This window comes from Umezawaea sp. NPDC059074 (assembly GCF_042738955.1).
Classification (GTDB): domain Bacteria; phylum Actinomycetota; class Actinomycetes; order Mycobacteriales; family Pseudonocardiaceae; genus Umezawaea.
This window is the reverse complement of record NZ_JBHYHC010000087.1, coordinates 17,265-38,656: the sequence shown is the minus strand read 5'-3', so window position 1 is coordinate 38,656 and position 21,392 is coordinate 17,265. Positions and strand designations below refer to the sequence as shown.

Here is a 21,392-nt window from a genome sequence, read left to right as displayed (position 1 = left end):
GCCACCAGGTGTTGGCCGTCGTGCGCGGGACGGCGATGAACCAGGACGGCGCGTCGAACGGGCTCACCGCGCCCAACGGCCCGTCGCAGCAGCGGGTGATCCGCCAAGCGCTGGCGAACGCGGGGCTGACGCCCGCCGAGGTCGACGTCGTGGAAGCCCACGGCACCGGAACCGAGTTGGGCGACCCGATTGAGGCGCAGGCGGTGCTCGCGACCTACGGCCAGGACCGCGAACGGCCGCTGGTGTTGGGGTCGTTGAAGTCGAACATCGGTCACGCCCAGGCCGCTGCGGGCGTGGCGGGTGTGATCAAGATGGTGCAGGCGATGCGGCACGGGGTCGTGCCCAGGACGCTGCACGTGGACGAGCCGTCGTCCCACGTGGACTGGACGTCGGGCGCGGTGACGCTGGCGACCGAGGCGCTGGCGTGGCCGGAGACCGGCCGTCCTCGTCGGGCGGGTGTGTCGGCGTTCGGGGTGAGCGGGACGAACGCCCACGTCGTGCTGGAACAGGCTCCCGCCGTCGTCGAGACCGCGCCGGAGGTGTCGCTGCCGGTCGTGCCGTGGGTGCTGTCGGGCCGCACGGCGTCGGCGGTGCGAGCGCAGGCCAGGCGGCTGGCGGCGACGGGTCCCGACCTGGACCCGGTCGACGTCGGCGCGGCGCTGGTCACGACCCGAGGCCTGTTCGAGCACCGGGCCGTGGTGCTGGGCGGTGACCGGGATCGGTTGCTGGCCGGGCTTTCCGCGTTGGCGGACGGGGTCTCGGCTCCCGGCGTGCTGACGTCGACGACCGTCGGCGAGCGCGCGGTCGGCTTCGTGTTCCCCGGCCAAGGTGCCCAGTGGGCAGGGATGGGGCGCGAGCTGCTGGTGGAGTCGCCGGTGTTCGCGGCGCGGATGGCCGAGTGCGAGAAGGCGTTGAGCGCGTTCGTGGACTGGTCGTTGGTCGAGGTCGTTCAGGAGGGCGTGTTCGACCGGGTGGACGTGGTGCAGCCGGTGTCGTGGGCGGTGATGGTGTCGCTGGCCGCCGTGTGGGAGTCGGTGGGTGTTACGCCGTCGTTTGTCGCGGGGCACAGCCAGGGGGAGATCGCCGCCGCGTGCGTCGCCGGTGGGCTGTCGCTTGAGGACGGCGCTCGCGTGGTCGCGTTGCGCAGCAAAGCACTCGTGGCGTTGGCGGGGTCCGGCGGGATGGTGTCCGTGGCGCTGCCGGTCACCGACGTGCGGGACCGCCTGGAAGTCGGGTGTTCGGTGGCGGCGGTGAACGGGCCGACGTCGACGGTCGTCTCCGGCGACCGCGACGCGCTCGACCGGCTGGTGGCCGAGCTGGAACGGGACGGGGTCCGGGTGCGCCGGATCGACGTCGACTACGCCTCGCACTCCGCGCACGTGGAACGGATCGAGGACGAGTTGCTGCGGGTCCTGGAGCCGGTGCGGCCGCGAGAGGGCCACGTGCCGTTCTGCTCGTCGGTGACCGGTGAGCTGCTCGACACCCGTGAGCTGGACGCCGGGTACTGGTACCGGAACCTGCGGCAGACCGTCGAGTTCGCGCGGGCGACGACGACGTTGCTCGCCGAAGGCGTCGGCGTGTTCGTCGAGGTGAGCCCGCACCCGGTGCTGGGCGTCGGTCTCCAGGGCACGTGCGAGGACCTGGAGTCGTCAGCGGCGTTCGTCGGGACGCTCCGGCGGGACGACGGCGGCCTCGGGCGGGTCGTGACGGCGGCGGCCGAGACGTTCACCGCGGGCGCGCCGGTCGCGTGGCGCGCGCTGCTGCCCGGCGGTCGTCGGGTGTCGCTGCCGACGTACGCGTTCGACCGGCAGCGGTTCTGGCTGACGCCGTCGGCGGACCGGGTGCACGCCGACGCGGCCGGACATCCGCTGCTGGGGACGTCGGTGGTGTTGGCCGAGGACCAGGGCGTGGTGCTGACCGGGCGGCTCTCGCTGCGGGCGCAGCCCTGGCTGGCGGACCACCGCGTGTGGGGAACGGCGTTGCTGCCGGGAACCGCGTTCGTCGAGATGGCGTTGCGGGCGGGCGACGAGGTGGGCTGCCCGCGGCTGGAGGACCTGGTCCTGGAGACGCCGTTGGTGCTGCCCGAGCAGGGATCGGTGCGGATCCAGGTCATGGTGGACCGGACTCGAACCTTGACGATCCACTCCAGCCCCGAAGGCCCGCCGGTGTGGACCCGGCACGCCACCGGCCAGCTCGGCGAGGAGGTTCCGACCGCCCTGCCCGACCCGACGTGGCCACCGGCCGATGCGACCGAGGTCGTCCACCCGGACCTCTACGCCGCGCTGGCGGATCTCGGCCTGGAGTACGGCCCGGCCTTCCGTGGGCTGACCCGGTTGTGGCGGCGCGGCGAGGAGGTCTTCGCCGAGGTCTCCCTTCCCGGCGAGCCGGGGGAGTTCGGCGTCCACCCCGCGCTGCTGGACGCCGCCCTGCACGCCGGGGTGCTCGACGGGCGGGCCGTGCGGCTGCCGTTCGCGTGGACCGGGATCTCGTTGTCCGCCCGCCAGGCGACCGCGCTGCGGGTCCGGATCGCCCCGGCGGGTCCGGACGCCCTCTCGATCACGGCGGTGGACCCGACCGGCGCTCCGGTCGTGGCCGTCGACTCGCTGGTGCTGCGGCCGATCACGCCGGAGCAGCTCGCGGGCCAGGACGGCGGTGGTGCGCTGTTGAGTCTGGAGTGGACGGAGCAGCCGCCGGTTCGATCGGCGGGCGACACGGACCGCTGGGCGGTCGTCACGACCGGAGCGGACGCGCCGCCGGGACTGCCGGTGTTCCCGTCGATCGGGGACCTGGCCGCGGCCGTGCGCGGGGGTCTGCCCGCGCCGACCGTCGTGCTGCTGCCGGTGTCCGCCGCCATCGCGGGCGGGGTGCCGCACCAGGTGCGGACCCGGCTCCACGGCCTGCTGGACCAGGTGCGGCGGTGGCTGGGCGAGGACGTGCTGGGCTCGTCCCGCCTGGTCGTTGTCACCGAAGGGGCGGTGTCCACGGGCACCGGCGCGGCCGACCTGTCCCAGGCCCCGGTGTGGGGCCTGGTCCGGACCGCGCAGACCGAGAACCCCGGCCGGATCACCCTCGTCGACCTGGACCACCGGCGGTCCGGGCTGGTCGCCGCCGTGGCGTCCGGCCTGCCGCAGGTGGCGGTCCGCGACGACGCCCTCCACGCGCCCCGGCTCCGTCGGGCCGCGCCCTCGGACGGCCTGGTCGTCCCGGCCGTGCCGTGGCGGATGGTGGTGCAGGGCGAGGGGACGTTGGAGAACCTGGCCCTGGTCCCCGCGCCGCGGGTGCCGCTCGCGGCGGGCGAGGTGCGGATCGAGGTCCGTGCCGCCGGGGTGAACTTCCGCGACGTCCTGATGACCCTGGGCATGTACCCCGGCGAGACCCGGCTCGGAGCCGAGGCGGCGGGCGTGGTCGTGGAGGTCGGGGCCGACGTGCGGGACCTCGCCGTGGGCGACTCCGTGTTCGGGCTGGTGACCGACGCGTTCGGCTCGCTCGCGGTGGCCGACCGCCGGATGGTCGCCCGGATCCCGGACGACTGGTCGTTCGAGACGGCCGCGTCGGTCCCGGTCGTGTTCCTGACGGCCTACCACGCGCTGGTGGACCTGGCGAGTGTGCGGGCGGGGGAGTCGCTGCTGGTGCACGCCGCCGCGGGCGGGGTGGGCATGGCCGCCGTCCAACTGGCCCGGCACCTGGGCGTAGAGGTGTTCGGGACGGCCAGCGAGAGCAAGTGGGACGAGGTGCGGCGGCTCGGCGTGCCGGACGACCGGATCGCGTCCTCCCGCACGCTCGACTTCGAACGGCGGTTCCTCGAGACCACGGGCGGGCGCGGGGTCGACGTCGTGCTCAACGCGCTGGCGGGCGAGTTCGTCGACGCCTCCCTGCGGCTGCTGGCCGCGGGCGGGCGGTTCGTCGAGATGGGCCGGACCGACGTCCGCGACCCGGCCGACCTCCGCGCGGACATCACCTACCGGGCGTTCGAGCTGATCGGCTCGGCCGGGCCCGAACGCGTCCAGGAGATGCTGCTGGAGCTGGTGGCACTGTTCCGGCAAGGGGTTCTGCGCCCGCTGCCGGTGCGGACGTGGGACGTGCGGCGGGCCGCAGAGGCGTTCCGGCCGCTGGGCCAGGGGCGGACGACCGGCAAGGTCGTGCTGACCATGCCCGCCGACGGCGTGGTGCTCGGCGGCGGGACCGTTGTGATCACCGGTGGGACCAGCGGGCTCGGCGCGCACGTGGCGAGGCATGTCGCCGGTCAAGGCGCGCGGCACCTCCTGCTGCTGTCCCGACAGGGTCCGGACGCCGAAGGCGCTGCCGCGTTGCGCGAGGAGTTGGGCGAACGCGTCACGATCGTGGCCTGCGATGTCGCCGACCGCGCCCAACTCGCGGCCGTCCTCGCCGAGCACCCGGTGACGGCGGTGGTCCACGCGGCCGGAGTGCTCGACGATGGAGTTCTGGAGACGCTGACGCCGGACCGGGTGGACGCGGTGCTGCGGCCCAAGGTGGACGCGGCCTGGCACCTGCACGAGCTGACGGCCGGGATGGACTTGGCGGCGTTCGTGGTGTTCTCGTCGATCGCCGGGACGCTCGGCGGCGCGGGGCAGGCGAACTACGCGGCGGCGAACGTGTTCCTCGACGCGCTGGTGAACCACCGGCGGGCCGGTGGGCTGCCGGGGCTGTCACTGGCGTGGGGTCTGTGGGACGAGCGGACGGGCCTGACCGCGCGGCTCGACGAGACCGGGGTCCGTCGGCTGGCGGGCGGCGGGTTGCCCGCGTTGACCACCCGGCAGGGGTTGGCGTTGTTCGACCGGGCCCTCGCGCGGACCGGGCCGGACGCGGTGGCCGTGGCGACGGGCCTGGACCTGACGGCGTTGCGGGCGGTCGAGGACCCGCCGCCGTTGCTTGCCGGATTGGTCCCGCCGCGACGGAGGGTCGCGGCGACCACTGAGTCCTTTGTGGACCGGCTGGCGGGGATGACGGCGGCCGAGCGGCGGCGGTCGCTGGAGGAGCTGGTCCGGACGGAGGCGGCGATCGTGCTCGGGCACGGTGACGCCACCGCCGTCGACCCGGACCGGGCGTTCGACGACCTGGGCTTCGACTCGCTGACGGCGGTCGAGCTGCGCAACCGGTTGACGACCGCGACCGGGCGGCGGCTGTCGCGGACGGTGGTCTTCGACTACCCGTCGCCGACGAAGCTGGCCGACCACCTCGTCGGCGACACCCCGCGCGAGGAGGAGCCGCCGACGCCGGTGGGCGACGGCGTGGCCGAGCGGCTGGCGGGGGCGTCGGCGGCGGAGGTCCTGGACTTCATCACCAACGATCTCGGGATCTCCGGGACGCGGCGGATCTTGAGCGATGTCAGGGAGGCGGGTGCGTGATGCCGACGGAGAGCGAGTTGCTCGACCACCTCAAGAGCGTCGCGGTCGAACTGCACGAGACCCGCAAACGCTTGGGCGAACTGGAAGGGCGGCGGTCCGAACCCATCGCGATCGTGGGCATGGGCTGTCGGCTGCCGGGCGGTGTCACGTCCCCCGACGAGCTGTGGGACCTGCTCGTGGACGGTGTGGACGCGATAGGTGAGTTCCCCGTGGATCGTGGCTGGGCCGCCACCGGTCGGGGCGGGTTCCTCGCCGGGGCCGCCGATTTCGACGCGGGGTTCTTCGGGATCTCGCCGCGGGAGGCCGCGGCGATGGACCCGCAGCAGCGGCTCCTGCTGGAAACCTCGTGGGAGGCGTTGGAGGACGCCGGGATCGACCCGCGCTCGCTGAAGGAGACGCGCACCGGCGTGTTCACCGGCACGACCGGCCAGGACTACGCGCACCGGGCCGTGGCCGAGGAGGACGTGGCCGGGTACGTGCTGACCGGCGGGTCGGCGAGCCTGCTGTCCGGTCGGGTCGCCTACGCGTTCGGGCTGGAAGGACCGGCGGTCACGGTCGACACGGCCTGCTCGTCGTCGCTGGTGGCGCTGCACCTCGCGGTGCGGTCGCTGCGGTCCGGCGAGTCGTCGCTGGCGTTGGCCGGTGGCGTGACGGTCATGGCGACCACCGACCTGTTCGTGGAGTTCGCGCACCAGCAGGGGTTGGCCGCGGACGGGCGGTGCAAGGCGTTCGCGTCGGCCGCCGACGGGACCGGGTTCTCCGAGGGCGTCGGCGTGCTCGTGCTGGAACGGCTGTCCGACGCCCGCCGCCACGGGCACCGGGTGCTGGCCGTGGTGCGCGGGTCGGCGGTCAACCAGGACGGCGCGTCGAACGGTGTGACCGCGCCGAACGGCCCGTCGCAGCAGCGGGTGGTGCGGCAGGCGTTGGCGGACGCGCGGCTGGAGCCCGCGGACGTGGACGTGGTGGAGGGGCACGGGACCGGGACCCGACTGGGCGACCCGATCGAGGCCCAAGCCCTGCTGGCGACCTACGGCCAAGGGCGGGAACGGCCGCTGGTGTTGGGGTCGCTGAAGTCGAACATCGGCCACGCGCAGGCCGCCGCGGGCGTGGCGGGTGTGATCAAGACGGTGCTGGCGATGTGGCACGGGCTAGTGCCGAGGACGTTGCACGTGGACGAGCCGTCGTCGCACGTGGACTGGGACACCGGAGCCGTGTCGCTGGCGACGGAGGCCGTGGCGTGGCCCGAGACCGGGCGGCCGCGGCGGGCCGGGGTGTCGTCGTTCGGGCTGAGCGGGACGAACGCCCACGTGGTCCTCGAACAGGCCGACCCCGAGGAGCCGTCGCCCGGCGAGGCCCGGCCGTGGGTGCTGTCGGGCCGGACGGCGTCGGCGGTGCGCGAGCAGGCGGCCCGGTTGCTGGCACGGGTTCCCGAGCTGGACCCGGTCGACGTGGGGTTCACGCTCGCCGCCGGTCGGGCGGTGCTGGAGCACCGCGCGGTGGTGCTGGGAGGCGGTCTTCCCGCACTGGCGGCGGGGGTGTCGAGCCCGGACGTGGTGACGGGTGTCGCGGGCCGGGGTGTCGTCGGGTTCGTGTTCCCCGGCCAGGGCGCGCAGTGGGCGGGCATGGGGCGTGACCTGCTGCGGGAGTCGCCGGTGTTCGCCGAGCGGATGGGCGAGTGCGAGAAGGCGTTGGGCGCGTTCGTGGACTGGTCGTTGGTCGAGGTCGTTCAGGAGGGCGTGTTCGACCGGGTGGACGTGGTGCAGCCGGTGTCGTGGGCGGTGATGGTGTCGCTGGCCGCCGTGTGGGAGTCCCTCGGTGTCACGCCGTCGTTTGTTGCCGGGCACAGCCAGGGGGAGATCGCCGCCGCGTGCGTCGCCGGTGGTCTGTCGTTGGAGGACGGTGCTCGGGTGGTCGCGTTGCGCGCCAAGGCCTTGGTGGCGTTGGCCGGGGCGGGCGGGATGCTGTCGGTGGCGCTGCCGGTCGCCGACGTGCGCGACCGCTTGGACGCCGGGTGCTCGGTGGCCGCCGTCAACGGGCCGACGTCCACGGTGGTGTCCGGGGACGTCGAGGCGCTGGACCGCCTGCAAGCCCGGCTGGAGGGCGACGGCGTGCGGGTCCGGCGGATCGCCGTGGACTACGCGTCGCACTCCGCGCACGTCGAGCGGATCGAGGACGAACTGCTGCGCGTGCTGGAACCCGTGCGGCCGCGGGCGGGTGAGGTGCCGTTCTGCTCGTCGGTGACCGGTGGGCTGCTCGACACCCGTGAGCTGGACGCCGGGTACTGGTACCGGAACCTGCGGCAGACCGTGGAGTTCGAGCGGGCCACGACCGCGCTGCTCGACCGAGGGGTCGACGTGGTGATCGAGGTCAGCCCACACCCCGTGCTCGGTGTCGCGGTCCAGGAGACCGTGGACGCGCGGGGGTCGTCGGCGAAGGTCGTGGGCACCCTGCGCCGCGACGAGGGCGGGGCCGACCGGGTGACGGCGGCGGCCGCCGAGGCGTTCGTGGTCGGTGCCCCGGTCGACTGGGCGGGTTTCGCGTCGGGCGGTCGGCGTATCGCGTTGCCGACGTACCCGTTCCAGCGGCAGAGGTTCTGGCTGGACGCCTCCGCCGGTCCGGTGAACGCGGGCCACCCGCTGTTGGGTGCGGCCGTGGAGGTGGCCGACGGGCGTGGCGTGATGCTGTCCGGCCGGATCTCGTTGCCCTGGCTGGAGGACCACCGCGTCGACGGAATGGCCTTGTTGCCCGGAGCCGCTTTCGTGGAGATGGCCTGGCGGGCGGGGGACGAGGTGGGCTGCTCCTTCGTGGACGAACTCGTCCTGGAGACGCCGCTCGTCCTGCCGTCCGGTGGTGTCCGGGTGCAGGCGGTCGTCGGTCCGGAGCGGGACGGGGCCCGGACGCTGGACCTCTACTCGCACGCCGACGGGACGTGGACGCGGCACGCCACCGGTGTGCTCGCGAAGCGGGACACCGAGCCCGGCGAGCCCGAGGCCGTGTGGCCGCCCAGCGGAGCGCAGGAGGTCGGGCTCGACGACGCCTATCCGGCGTTGGCGGACCTCGGCCTGGAGTACGGACCGGCTTTCCGCGGCCTGACCAGGATGTGGCGGCGGGGCGAGGAGGTCTTCGCCGAAGCCGTCCTCCGGGGACCGCGGTCCACCGGGTTCGGCCTGCACCCCGCTTTGCTGGACGCTGCTTTGCACGCCGCCGTCGTGGGGCAGGACTCGGCGCGGATGCCGTTCGCCTGGAACGGCGTGCGGCTGCACCGCCGTGGGGCGGACGCGCTGCGGGTCCGGATCGCGCCCGCCGGGCCGGATGCGATCTCGGTCCGGCTGTGGGACTCGACGGGTGCCGCGGTCGCTGATGTCGACTCGATCGTGCTGCGGCCGGTGCCGCGCACCGACGGCTCGGCACTGTTCGACCTGGCGTGGGAGCCCTCGACCACGACCCATGTGCCCGCCGACTGGGCGTTGCTCTCGGAGCGTCGGGTGGCACCGGTAGTCCTCCTGCCCGTCGCGCCGCGCTCGCCGGACGAGGACGTGCCCGCCGCGGTGCGGTCGCGGCTGAACGACGTGCTGCGCCACCTGAAGGAGTGGCTGGCCGATCCCGCGACGATGTCCTCCCGGCTGGTGGTGGTGACCAGGGGAGCGGTGCTGGCGGACGACCCGGACGTCGTGCAGGCCCCGGTGTGGGGGCTGGTCCGCGCCGCCCAGGCGGAGAACCCCGGCCGGTTCGGCCTGGTGGACCTGGACGACACCGCGGGGCTCGTGGACGCGGCGGCGCTCGACCTGCCCCAGGCGGCGGTGCGCGACGGCCGGGTCCACGAACCGCGCCTGCGGCGGCGTGAGCCAGCGGACGCCACCCGGCCGGACCTGGGTGACGGCACGGTGCTGATCACCGGCGGGACCGGCGGTCTGGGAGCCCACTTCGCCCGGCACGCGGCCCGGTCCGGCGCTCGGCACGTCCTGCTGCTGTCCCGGCAGGGCGACGCGGCCGAGGGAGCCGCCGCGCTGCGCGAGGACCTGACCGGACTCGGGACGCACGTGAGCGTCGAGGTGTGCGACGTGGCGGACCGGGCGGCGCTGGCCGCCGTCCTCAAGGGCATTCCGCCGGAGTTCCCGCTGACGGCCGTGGTGCACACGGCGGGCGTGCTCGACGACGGTCTGCTCGACTCCCTCACCCCCGACCGGGTCGACACCGTGCTGCGTCCCAAGGCGGACGCGGCCTGGCACCTGCACGAGTTGACCGCGGGCCTGGACCTGGCGGCGTTCGTGGTCTTCTCGTCCGCCGCGGGCACGATCGGCAACGCCGGCCAGGCCAACTACGCCGCGGCGAACGTGTTCCTCGACGCGCTGGCCCACCACCGCCGGGCGGCGGGCCTCCCCGGTCTCTCGGTCGCCTGGGGGCTCTGGGCCGAGCGGACCGGCCTGACCCGCGACCTGGCGGCCGATCCGGGCGCGGGCTGGATGACGGCGTTGAGCACGGACCAGGGCTTGCGGCTGTTCGACACCGCCCTCGCCTCCGATGAGCCGTCCTGCGTCGCCATGGGCGTGACGCGGATGCCGGCGCTCACCCCCACCCGGAGCGGCGGACCGGTGCTCGACCGGCTGCGGGACGGGATCGGGGCCCTGATGGGCTTCGAGGCCGGACAGCTCGACGTGCGGGCCCCGTTGTCGGCGCTGGGCATGGACTCCGTGACCGCCATGCGGACCCGCGGCTTGGTCGAGGCCGACTTCGGCCGCACGGTGCCGGTCACGATGCTGCTCAACGGCGCGAGCGTCGCCGACCTCGCCGACCACCTGGGCGACCAGACCCCGACCACCGCCCCGGCGCGGCCCGTGGACGCCCCCGTGGAGGACGTCGTCCACCTTCCCGCCACCCGTGACGTGATGCGGCTGCTGCGCGCCGAACAGCAGGGCACGCCCGGCGTCGCGCACCACATCGGACTCGCCGTCCGGCTGGCCACCCCCACGACACCGGACGCGCTGGCAGCCGCGCTCGGTCGGATCGCCGACCGGCACGCCGCACTGCGGACGGCCCTCGTCGCCGATCCCGAGCACGGCCACCGGATGGAGGTCCGGCGCGAGCTGCCGGGCTTCGCGCCGCGCTGGTCGGCGGTCGCCGACGACGTGGACGTGGAGGAGCGGCTCCGCGAGCTGATGGCACCGCCGTTCGACCTCGCCACGGCCCCGCTCTGGCGGTTCGAGCTGCTGGACGGCCCGTCCGGACGGCAGGCCCTCGTCTTCGGTGCCCACCACGCGGTGGCGGACGCTCCATCGTTGATGCTGGTGGCCGCGGAGCTGACCGATGGCGGTCTGCCCGCCGTGGTGTCCAACCAGGACGTCGAAGCCCTGCTGCGGGCGCAACCCGTGGACCGCGACGAGCAGTCCACACCGGACTGGAAGGCGCTGTTCACCGGGTCCCGGAGGCTGGACCTGGCGGATTCCCGCCCGGCGAAGCGGACCTACCGGGCCGCGACCCGGTTCGTGGACCTCCCGCCCGGTCTGGTGGACGAGGTCGCGACACAGGCCGGACGCTTGGGCATCACCCCGGCCGCGTGGTGGCTCGGGGCGCTCCAAGTGCTGCTGGCCCGGCCGCGCGGCCGGAACCGGTTCGCGCTCGCGGTGCCGGTGGACACCCGGATGCGGGCCGACGCCGTCGGGGCGGTCGGGTTCTTCGGCGTCCCGGTCCCGTTCCCCGCCGAGGTCGGTGCGGACGAGCGGGTCGTGGACGTGCTGCGCCGCACCGACACCAGGCTCACCGCGATGCTCGACCAGGGCACGTCCTTCGTCGACCTGATGACCACCCTGGTCGGGGAGGGCCTGCACCGGCCGGACGCCCCGCTGGTCGAGGTCTACTTCAACTACATCCGGCCGCAGGCGTCGGACGTCGGCGGCGTGGAGGTGCTGCCCGCGGGCACCGGGTACTCGGACCTGGACCTGATGGTCACGGTCACCCCCGACCTCGGCCAGGTGCGGCTGGACCACACCCTGGACGTGCTCGACGAGGCTGCCTGCGCCCGGTTCGGCGAGGACCTGCTGGCCCTGGTCGCGGCCGACCCCGAGTCGCCCGCGCTCCCCGGCCGCCGGGCGACGGTCGCCGTGGCGGCCACGTTCGCCCTGGGCAACCTGCCCGCCCTGCTCACGGCCACCCTCAGCGACACCGGCCTGTCCGTCGCCGAAGCCCCGTACCACCAGGTGCTGTCCGCCGTGCTCGACCCGGCCGGGGTGTTCGCCGGACCGTCGACGGCCGCCGGGGTGGTCCTGCTGCGCGCGGGCGACCTCGGCCGGTTCGGGCCGGTGACCGACGAGGTGCTCGCCGAACTGGGGGAGCGGTACCCGCGGGCCCTGCGGTCGCTGGCCGACCGGACGGGGATGCCCGTCGTCGTCGCCTTCCTGCCGGACCGGACGGCCGACGACCGGACCCGCCGGTGGGAGCGGGACGTCGCGGCGGCGGTGCGCGACCACCCCGGCATCGCCGTCGTGGACGTCGACCGGACCGACGACCCGTTCGAAGAGCGCAAGGACGCCTTGGCGCACATGCCGTTCCGCGCGGAGTTCGAGGCGGAGGTCGCGCTGGCCGTGACCGACGTGCTGACGGCCGTGCGGAGGCCGCCGCCGAAGGTGGTCGTGGTCGACGGCGACGAGACGCTGTGGAGCGGGATCGCGGGCGAGGTCGGGCCGGACGGCGTCGACTTCTCCGGGCCGCGCGAGCTGCTCGCCCGACGGCTGCTGGCGTGGCGGGCGGCGGGCGTGCTGCTCGTGCTGGTGTCCAAGAACGACGAGGCCACCGTGCTGGACGTGCTGCGACGGCCGGACAGCCCGCTGCGCGCCGAGCACTTCAGCGTCCTGTCGACCGGGTGGGACCCGAAGTCCGGCCGGATCGAGAAGGCCGCCGAACGGCTGCGGCTCGGGCTGGACTCCTTCCTGTTCCTGGACGACAACCCGGTCGAGATCGCCGCCGTGCGGGCCGCGCTGCCCGAGGTGCTGTGCCTGACGTGCCCGCCGGTCGACCGGCTGGAGGCGTTCGTGCGGCGGCTGTGGCCGGTGGTCCCCCGTCCCGCGACCGCGGAGGACGCGGCCCGCGCGGAGTTCTACCGCCAGGACGTGGCCCGCGCCGAGGTGCGCGAGCGGACGACGTTCGCCGAGTTCCTCGACCGGCTCCAGCTGGAACTCGACATCCGCCCGCTCGTGGAGGAGACGGTCGAGCGGTCGGTGCAGCTGAGCCGCCGGACGAACCAGTTCACCCTCCGGCCGGGCGGTTTGGACGAGGCCGCTCTCGTGCGGTGGCAGCGCGACGGCGAGGTGTGGACCGTCGTGGCGCGCGACCGGTTCGGCGACTACGGGCAGATCGGGCTGCTGGTGCTGCGCCAGGACCGCGGCGCGCTCGACGTGGTCGCGTGGATGTTGAGCTGCCGCGTCCTCGGCCGAGGCGCGGAGGAACGGCTGCTCGGGTGGCTGGCCGACCGCGCCGAGGCGCTCGGGTGCGCCGCCGTCCGGCTGACCGCCGAGCACGGCCCGCGCAACGCGCCCGCCCGGCGGCTGGTGACCGCGCTCGGCGGCGGACCGCGGTTGGACGCGGTCGTCGCCCCGACCCGGCTCCGGGACTTCCGGTCCTGGGACCTCGAATCGCACGGTGTGGAGGTGTCCGATGGGTGAACCCGGTGGTGACGCGCGGAACCGCGAGGTCGACCGCACGCGGGAGGCCGAACTGTTCGAGAGCGGCGGGAACCGGGCGGCACGGGCGGCCGACCTGCTCGCCGGTCTCCGCCGGGCCGAGCCGGTGGCGACCGCGGTCCGCACCGGCGCGCCGTGGACGGTGGAGTCGTTGGCGCGGGCCATCGTCGAGACGGCGGCCACGCGGCTGCCGGGCGTGCCGCTCGACGCCGAGACCGACCTGTTCGACGCGGGCGCGTCCTCGGTGCACGCCGTGGAACTCGTCGCGGCGCTCGACCGCGACCTCGACGTCCGGCTCGACCTGGACGACGTCTTCGCCGACGCCCGGCCCCGCAGGCTCGCGGAGAAGTGGCTCGGCGTGCCCGTCGCCGAACTGGTGCCCGCGGGCCGTGGACCGGTGGTCCCGACCGACGGGCGGGAGGACCTGGACCTGATCGCGGCCGACCTGGCGCTCGCCGACACCCTGCCGTGGTGCGACCCGCCGGACCCGGTCGCGCCGAGTCGGATCCTGCTGACCGGGGCCACCGGCTTCCTCGGCGGCCACCTGCTGCTGGACCTGCTGCGGCACAGCGACGCGCACGTCGTGTGCCTGGTGCGCGCGACCGACGACACCGCGGCCGTGCAACGCCTCGGCGACGCGCTCAAGGGGTTCGACCTGCCGTGGTCGGCCGAGATCCGCCGCCGCACGACCGTGCTGGCGGGCGACCTGCGGCAGCCGCGGCTGGGCCTGTCCGCCGAGGTGTGGACCCGGCTCACGCTCGACCTCGACTCGGTCGTCAGCGTGGGCGCGGCCGTGGACTTCCTGCGCGGCTACCCGTCGTTGCGGCAGTCCAACGTGCTCGGCGTGCTGACCCTCGCCGAACTGGCGATGACCGGGCGGTCCAAGCCGCTGCACCACGTGTCGTCCATCGCGGTGTTCAACGAGATCGGCATCGCGTCGATGGGCGAGGACGACCCGCTGGCCAACGTGACCCGGCTCGTGGCCGGGTACGACAAGGCGAAGTGGGCGGGCGAGGTGCTGCTGCGGCGGGCCCGTGAACGCGGTCTCACCGCGACCGTGCTGCGCCCCGGCGGCATCGCCGGGCACACCAAGACCGGCGCCTACAACGCGCACGACCTGAGCTGCGGCTTCGCGTCGGCGTTCTCCCGCTACCGCAGGGTGCCCGCGTTCCGCTACTTCAACGTCGCCCCGGTCGACTGGGTGAGCCGGATCGCCGCGGCGATCGTGTGCGAGCCGGACGGGTGGGGCCAGAACTACAACCTCGCCGGACGGCCGAACACGCTGCCGGAGATGGTCCGCGACCTGGAGCTGGGCGGGATGAACGTCCAGGTGATGGCGTGGGAGGACTGGCACGAGGACTTCCTGGCCCGCTCGGCCGCCGATCCCGTGCCGGAGCTGGACTTCCTGGTCCGGGTGATGGGCAGTCCCACGGCGTTGAAGTTGTGCGAGGCCAACCTGACCGGCCCGGCCGCGACCGGGGAGCGCACCGAGGCGTTCGCCGCCCGGCACGACCTGCCCGCGCCGGTCCGCTACGGCGCGGTGCAGAGCCTGAAGAACTACGAGCGGATGGTCCGCGACGGGCTGATCACGTTGCCCGGCCGGGACGATCCGCCGCACCTGTGGTTCCCGGAGGTCATGAAGGGCAGGCTCGGGCCCGTGTCAGGGGACGCCGAGAGCGCCTGCACGCTGCGGATGACGCTGTCGATCGCGAGCATGTACCAGTTGGCGCGCAAGGGGAAGCACCACCTGGACGTCCGCGACGGCTCGCTGAAGTGCGCCGAGGTGCACGACCGGCCGTTGGCCGTCGAGCACGGCGAGGTGTGGATCCGGCCGGACGAGGGCGTGCCCCGGCGGCACGGGTCGGACCACCCGCTGCTGCGGTACCGGCTGCGGCTGCGCGACGCCGACGGCGGCGTGTGGTGGCTGGAGGGGTGGAAGACCGCCCGCGCCCGCCGCGACCTGTGGAAGCAGTCCCGGACGCTGGCCGTCGAGATCGGCCGCGAGAACGAGGCCGCGAGCTTCACGGGCGTGGTCAAGGTGCCGTCGAAGCGCTACCTGCGCGACCAGTTCGACGGGCTCCAGGTCAACCCTGACCTGTCCGTGCAGGAGCAGCGGACCGCGAAGCTCGCGTGGCTGGCGTGGTTCGTGCCGGAGATGGGCAAGGGCCTGCTGGAACCGGGTTTCCGGGTCGTGGCCGACCTGCTGGACCTGCGCCGCGACGCCCTCGACCGGCAGTCGGACGACGACCGCGCCGAGGACCGCAAGACGATCAAGAAGAGGGTGAGGTCCCGATGACGTCCCGCACGCTCGCGGCCAGGATGGCGGCGGCCCGGTTCGAGGGAGCCGTCGTCGAGCCGGTCCCGTTCACCGCCTCCGACGGCACCCGGCTGGGGCTGTGCCGGGTGTCGCGCGGCACCGGCGGCCCGGCCGTGCTGCTGATCCACGGCCACACCGTGTCCAGCGAGATGTTCGCGCTGCCCGAGATCCGCAACCTCGTCGACGTGCTGCTCGACGCGGGCTACGAGCCGTGGCTGCTGGACTGGCGGGGGAGCTGCCGCCTGCCCTACAACGAGGGCCGCACGCGCTACTCCTACGACGACGTCTCGCTCTACGACATCCCGGACGCCGTGTCCCTGATCCGCGAGCGGATCGGCGACCGCGACCTGTTCGCGGTCGCCCACTGCGTCGGGGCGATGGCGCTGTCGATGAGCATGGCGGCGGGGCTCGTGCCGGGGCTGGCGGGCGTCGTGGCGCACGGCGTGTTCCTCACGCCCAAGCTGTCCTGGGGCACGCGCCTGCGGATGCACCTCGGCGGCGAGCTGCTGCGCTCGCGGTTCGCCCACGTCCCGGTGGACATCAAGAAGGTCGGCCTGCGGTCGAAGTACCTGCCGGTGTTCGCGCTGGCGTCGTTGGGCGCGGACTGCCCGGACCCGACCTGCCAGGTGCTGCACAACTCCGCGTGGGGCACGGGCGCGTCGCTGTTCGAGCACGACCACCTCGACCAGCGCACCCACGACCGGCTCGCCGAGCTGTTCGGCTCCGTGCCGACCTGGGTCCTGCCGCACATGCGGCGCAACGAGCTGGCGCACGCGGTGGTGCGGTGGAACACCCGCGACCACCGCTACGCCCGGCTGCCGGAGAACGCGCTGGACCACGCCGACCGGATCGACTGCCCGGTGCTGCTGACGGCGGGCAGCGAGAACGGGATCTGGCTCGACTCCAACCGGCTGTGCCACGAGGTGCTGGCCGGCAGACAGCCCCAGCTGGACGTCACCTACGCCGAGATCCCCGGCTACGGGCACATGGACGCGTTCCTCGGGCGCGGCGCGGCCCTGGACGTCTTCGGCGGGATCGTCGACTTCCTCGACGACCACCGGTGACCGACCAGCCCCGCGCAGCGGGCACCCACCAGACCGGCGAGGAAGTGCGATGACCCACCTGAACTCGCGGCCCGTGACACGGCTGCGCACCATCGAGCGCGTGGACTCCGTGCGGATCGCGGAGTCGGCGCTCGCGTCGAACGGCGTCGTCGGGCTGCCGGAGTTCCGGCGCTGGTTCGAGGGCCGCAAGCGCCGGGAGTCGTTCCACGTCCAGCGGATCGCGTTCGACGAGATGCGGCTGTGGTCCACCGCGCCCGGCAGCGGCAACCTGGTCCACGACTCCGGCAAGTTCTTCAGCGTCGAGGGCCTGGCGGTGTCGGTCTCCGAGGGCCCGGTCAAGCAGTGGACGCAACCGGTGCTGAACCAGCCGGAGGTCGGCATCCTCGGCATCCTGGTCAAGGAGTTCGACGGCGTCCTGCACTGCCTGATGCAGGCCAAGGCCGAGCCCGGCAACACCTTCGTCGTCCAGCTCTCGCCCACGGTCCAGGCGACCCGCAGCAACTACACCGGCGTGCACCGCGGCAAACCGGTGCCGTACCTTGACTACTTCCGCGACACGGCGAAGCACCGCGTGCTCGCCGACGTGCTCCAGTCCGAGCAGGGCTCGTGGTTCTACCGCAAGCGCAACCGGAACATGGTCGTGGAGACGACCGAGGACGTCGAGGTGCTCGACGGGTTCTGCTGGGTCACCATCGGCCAGCTGCACAGCCTGCTGGCGGAGCACGATCTGGTGAACATGGACGCCCGCACGGTGCTGTCGTGCCTGCCGTTCTCGTCGGCGGGCATCGCCTCGATCTTCACCTTCGGCGTCGACGACTTCCAGACGTCGGTGATCCGGTCGTTCAGCGAGGACTTCGGCAGCCTGCACGGCTCGGGCGACGTCCTGAGCTGGATCACCGGCTCCAAGACCGAGAACGCCGTCACGACGACGCTGATCCCGTTGCGGGAGGCGGAGTCGTGGCACCGGACGAGCGACGCCATCGGCCACGAGTCGGGGCTGTTCTTCGAGATCATCGCGGTGGACGTCCGCGCGGGCAACCGCGAGGTCGGCGGCTGGACCCAGCCGATGATCGCGCCGAGCGGGACCGGCCTGATCGCCTTCCTGGTCAAGCGGGTCGCCGGGGTGCTGCACGTGCTGGTCAACGCCAGGGTCGAACCGGGCTACCTGGACGTGATCGAGCTGGCACCGACCGTCCAGTGCGACCCGGAGAACTACCGGCACCACCTCGCCGACGCGCGCCCGCCGTTCCTCGACGACGTGCAGGACGCGCCCGCGTCGGCGGTGCGGTTCGACACGATCCTGTCCGAGGAGGGCGGCCGGTTCTTCCAGGCGCAGAACCGGTACGTCGTGGTGGAGGTCGACGCCGACGACCACGTGACCGTGCCGTCGGACTACCGCTGGCTCACCGTGCACCAGCTGACCGCGCTGATCCGGCACAGCCACTACGTCAACGTGCAGGCGCGCAGCCTGGTCGCCTGCCTGCACAGCCTGTCCTGCGGCCGTCCCGGGAGCGTCGGGTGACCGGGCCGGTGCGGCTGGGCGTGCTGGGCTGCGCGGACATCGCCGTGCGCCGGGCGCTGCCCGCCGTGGTGGCCGGTTCCGCGCTGCGCGCGGTCGTGGTCGGCAGCCGGTCGTCCGCTTCCGCACAGGCCGTGGGCCTGCGCTTCGGCGCCGACGCCGTGACGGGCTACCAGGCGGTGCTCGACCGCGACGACGTGGAGGCGGTGTACGTCCCGCTGCCGTCCGGCCTGCACGCCGAGTGGGTCGAACGCGCGCTGCTGGCCGGGAAGCACGTGCTGGCCGAGAAACCGCTGACCACCGACCTCGTCTCCACCGCGAAGCTGGTCGCGCTCGCCCGGTCGTCGGGCCTGGTGCTGTGGGAGAACTTCGCGTTCCTGCACCACGGTCAGCACGCCGAGGTCGCGGCCACGATCGCCAGGGGCGAGATCGGCGACCTGCGCGGGATCTCCGCCACGTTCACCATCCCGCCCCGCCCGCCGGGGGACATCCGGCTGGACCCGGCGCTCGGCGGCGGCGCTCTGCTGGACGTCGGGGCGTACCCCGTGCGGGTGGCGCAGTTCCTACTCGGCCCGGACCTGAGGGTGGCGGGATCGGTGCTGCGCGAAGGGAACGGGGTCGATCTCGGCGGGAGCGCGCTGCTGCACCGGCCCGACGGCGTGACCGCGCGGCTGGCGTTCGGGCTCGACGACACCTACGCGTGCGAGTACGAGGTGTTCGGCTCGACCGGGCGGCTGCTGGTGCGGCGGGCGTTCACCGCGCCCGCCGACCACCGGCCCGTGCTGCGGATCGAGAACGCGGACGGGACGCAGGACCGGGTGCTGCCCGCCGACGACCAGTGGGCGAACGTCCTGGCCGCGTTCGCGGCGGCCGTGCGCGGCGACCCCGCGGCCGACCACGGCGAAGCGCTGCTGCGCCAAGCGGAACTGCTCGACCTCGTCCGCGCGGGCGCCGTGCGGACCACCGGGAGGAAATCGTGATCAACGTCTTTCAGCCGAGCCTCGGCAAGCAGGAGCTGGACGCGCTGGCCGAGGTGTTCGAGAGCAACTGGCTGGGGCACGGGCCGAGGTCCGGGGCCTTCGAGGCCGAGTTCGCCGAGCACATCGGGGTGCCCGCGGAGCACGTGGTGTTCATCAACTCCGCGACGGCGGGCCTGTTCCTCGCCTCGGAGCTGCTGGACCTCGGGCCCGACGACGACGTGGTGCTGCCGTCGATGAGCTTCCTGTCCGCCGCCAACGCCATCGCGGCCTTCGGGGCGCGTCCGGTCTTCTGCGACGTGGACCCCCGGACGCTGAACCCGACCGTCGCCGACATCGAGCGCGCGCTCACGCCGCGGACGAAGGCGGTGAACGTCCTGCACTACGGCGGTTACCCCGGCGACGTGGTGGCCATCGCCGAGTTCTGCCGGGAGCGCGGCATCCCGCTGATCGAGGACTCCGCGTGCGCCGTGGCGTCCACAGTGGATGGCCGCGCGGTCGGGACGTTCGGCGACATCGCGATGTGGAGCTTCGACGCGATGAAGATCCTGGTCACCGGCGACGGCGGGATGCTCTACGTCCGCGACCCCGAGCTGGCGGCCCGTGCGCGCGGGCTGGCCTACCACGGGTTGCGGCAGGCCAACGGGTTCACCGCGGCGAAGGTGAGCGCCCGGTGGTGGGAGCTGAACCTGGAGGAGTTCGGCCGCCGGATCGTCGGCAACGACATCACCGCCACCCTGGGCTCGGTGCAGCTCCGCAGGCTGCCCGAGTTCGTCGCCCGGCGGGCCGAGGTCGCGCGCCGGTACGACGAGGGCCTCGCCGACGTTCCCGGCGTGCGGCTGCCGCCGTCGCTGCCCGAGGGGCACCGCACGTCGCACTACTTCTACTGGATCCAGCTCCCCGCCGAGATCCGCGACCAGGTCGCGGCGGCGCTGCTGGAGCGCGGCGTCTACACGACGCTGCGGTACCCGCCGCTGCACCGCGTCCCCAAGTACCGGGTGCGGCAGGAGCTGCCCGCCTCCGACCTGGCCGCGGCCACGACGCTGCTCCTACCGCTGCACCAGGGGCTGGAGGACGACGAGGTCGACCTGGTGATCAACGCCGTGCGCGACGTGGTCGCGGCAGCGCAGTGACGCGGCACCCCATCCCCGTGGCGAGAGGCAGGCGTTGATGGCCGACAAGCGACAGATCCTGGACCTGGTGGCCGAGTACCACCACGACCGCGAGGCGAAGCCGTTCACCCCCGGCGTGACACCGCTGCTGGCGTCCGGGGCGGTGCTCGACGAGACCGACCGGGTCGCGCTGGTGGAGGCCGCGCTGGACCTGCGCATCGCCGCGGGCGTCAGCTCCCGCCGGTTCGAGCGCGAGTTCGGCGCCTACTTCGGGCTGCGCAAGGCGCACCTGACCAACTCCGGGTCGTCGGCGAACCTCCTCGCGCTCAGCGCGCTGACCTCGCCGCAGCTGGAGGAGCACCGGCTGCGGCCCGGCGACGAGGTGATCACCGTGGCCGCGGGTTTCCCCACGACGGTGAACCCCATCGTGCAGAACGGGTTCGTGCCGGTGTTCGTGGACATCGAGCTGGGCACGTACAACGCGACGCCGGACCGGGTCGCCGCCGCGATCGGGCCGCGCACCAAGGCGATCATGATGGCGCACTCGCTCGGGAACCCGTTCGCCGCCAGGGAGGTCGCGGACCTCGCCGAGCAGCACGGCCTGTTCCTGATCGAGGACACCTGCGACGCCGTGGGCTCGCGCTACGACGGCGACCTCGTCGGCACGTTCGGCGACCTGGCCACGGTGAGCTTCTACCCCGCGCACCACATCACCATGGGCGAGGGCGGCTGCGTGCTGACCGACAACCTGGCGCTGGCGCGGCTGGTGGAGTCGATGCGCGACTGGGGCCGGGACTGCTGGTGCGAGCCGGGTGAGGACAACCGGTGCTTCAAGCGGTTCGACCACCAGCTCGGCACGCTGCCCGCGGGCTACGACCACAAGTACATCTTCTCGCACGTCGGCTACAACCTGAAGTCGACGGACCTCCAGGCGGCGCTGGGGTTGACGCAGCTCGCGCGGATCGAGGAGTTCGGCGTGGCGCGCAAGCGGAACTGGAAGCTGCTGCGCGACGGGCTCGACGGCCTGCCCGGCCTGCTGCTGCCCGAGGCGACACTCGGATCGGACCCGAGCTGGTTCGGGTTCGTCCTCACGGTCCTGCCGTCCGCCGGGTACACCCGCCAGGAACTGGTGGCGTTCCTGGAGGGCCGCCGGATCGCCACCCGCCGGTTCTTCGGCGGCAACCTCACCCGCCACCCGGCGTACCAGGACGTGGAGTACCGGGTCGTGGGCGACCTGGCCAACAGCGACGTCGTCACCGACGACACGTTCTGGATCGGCGTCTACCCCGGCCTGACCGAGGAGATGATCGGCTACATGATCGAGTCGATCGTCGAGTTCACCGCGGCGAGGCGCTAGTGGAGGC

The 21,392-nt window shown here is 73.6% G+C and carries 8 protein-coding genes; all 8 read left to right on the top strand.

All coding sequences use genetic code 11. The annotated features are described in order from the left end of the window. Positions 1-5,366: type I polyketide synthase (locus tag ACFWW9_RS31195; protein ID WP_390385338.1), on the top strand; the 5,366-nt coding region annotated here is incomplete at its 5' end. After that, the gene (locus ACFWW9_RS31190) at positions 5,366-13,021 is read left to right on the top strand and encodes an HAD-IIIC family phosphatase (RefSeq protein ID WP_390385335.1); all 7,656 of its coding nucleotides are present in this window, start codon (positions 5,366-5,368) and stop codon (positions 13,019-13,021) included. The genes ACFWW9_RS31195 and ACFWW9_RS31190, both read left to right, overlap by 1 nt. After that, positions 13,014-15,335, top strand: a complete 2,322-nt coding sequence (locus tag ACFWW9_RS31185; RefSeq protein WP_390385333.1) for a thioester reductase domain-containing protein — start codon at positions 13,014-13,016, stop codon at positions 15,333-15,335. The genes ACFWW9_RS31190 and ACFWW9_RS31185 overlap by 8 nt, the downstream gene beginning before the upstream one ends. Further along, positions 15,332-16,420, top strand: coding sequence for an alpha/beta fold hydrolase (locus ACFWW9_RS31180; protein ID WP_390385331.1), 1,089 nt, complete (start codon positions 15,332-15,334; stop codon positions 16,418-16,420). The genes ACFWW9_RS31185 and ACFWW9_RS31180 overlap by 4 nt, the downstream gene beginning before the upstream one ends. 49 nt (positions 16,421-16,469) lie before the next feature. Continuing rightward, positions 16,470-17,942 carry an NDP-hexose 2,3-dehydratase family protein gene (locus ACFWW9_RS31175; protein WP_390385329.1) on the top strand — a complete coding sequence of 491 codons (1,473 nt, stop codon included), beginning with the start codon at positions 16,470-16,472 and terminating at the stop codon, positions 17,940-17,942. Continuing rightward, a complete protein-coding gene (locus ACFWW9_RS31170) occupies positions 17,939-18,919 on the top strand; it encodes a Gfo/Idh/MocA family protein (RefSeq protein ID WP_390385327.1) in 981 nt (326 codons plus the stop codon). The genes ACFWW9_RS31175 and ACFWW9_RS31170 overlap by 4 nt, the downstream gene beginning before the upstream one ends. Further along, entirely contained in the window at positions 18,916-20,049 is a 1,134-nt protein-coding gene (locus ACFWW9_RS31165; protein ID WP_390385325.1) for a DegT/DnrJ/EryC1/StrS family aminotransferase, read from the top strand. The genes ACFWW9_RS31170 and ACFWW9_RS31165 overlap by 4 nt, the downstream gene beginning before the upstream one ends. 37 nt (positions 20,050-20,086) lie before the next feature. Continuing rightward, positions 20,087-21,385 carry a lipopolysaccharide biosynthesis protein RfbH gene (gene rfbH / locus ACFWW9_RS31160; RefSeq protein WP_390385323.1) on the top strand — a complete coding sequence of 433 codons (1,299 nt, stop codon included), beginning with the start codon at positions 20,087-20,089 and terminating at the stop codon, positions 21,383-21,385. Positions 21,386-21,392 lie beyond the last annotated feature (7 nt).

What these genes read in the sequence shown, in the direction of transcription:
- ACFWW9_RS31190 (WP_390385335.1), top strand. Translation starts at nt 5,366, where the DNA reads ATGCCGACGGAGAGCGAGTTGCTCGACCACCTCAAGAGCGTCGCGGTC.
- ACFWW9_RS31185 (WP_390385333.1), top strand. Translation starts at nt 13,014, where the DNA reads ATGGGTGAACCCGGTGGTGACGCGCGGAACCGCGAGGTCGACCGCACG.
- ACFWW9_RS31180 (WP_390385331.1), top strand. Translation starts at nt 15,332, where the DNA reads ATGACGTCCCGCACGCTCGCGGCCAGGATGGCGGCGGCCCGGTTCGAG.
- ACFWW9_RS31175 (WP_390385329.1), top strand. Translation starts at nt 16,470, where the DNA reads ATGACCCACCTGAACTCGCGGCCCGTGACACGGCTGCGCACCATCGAG.
- rfbH (WP_390385323.1), top strand. Translation starts at nt 20,087, where the DNA reads ATGGCCGACAAGCGACAGATCCTGGACCTGGTGGCCGAGTACCACCAC.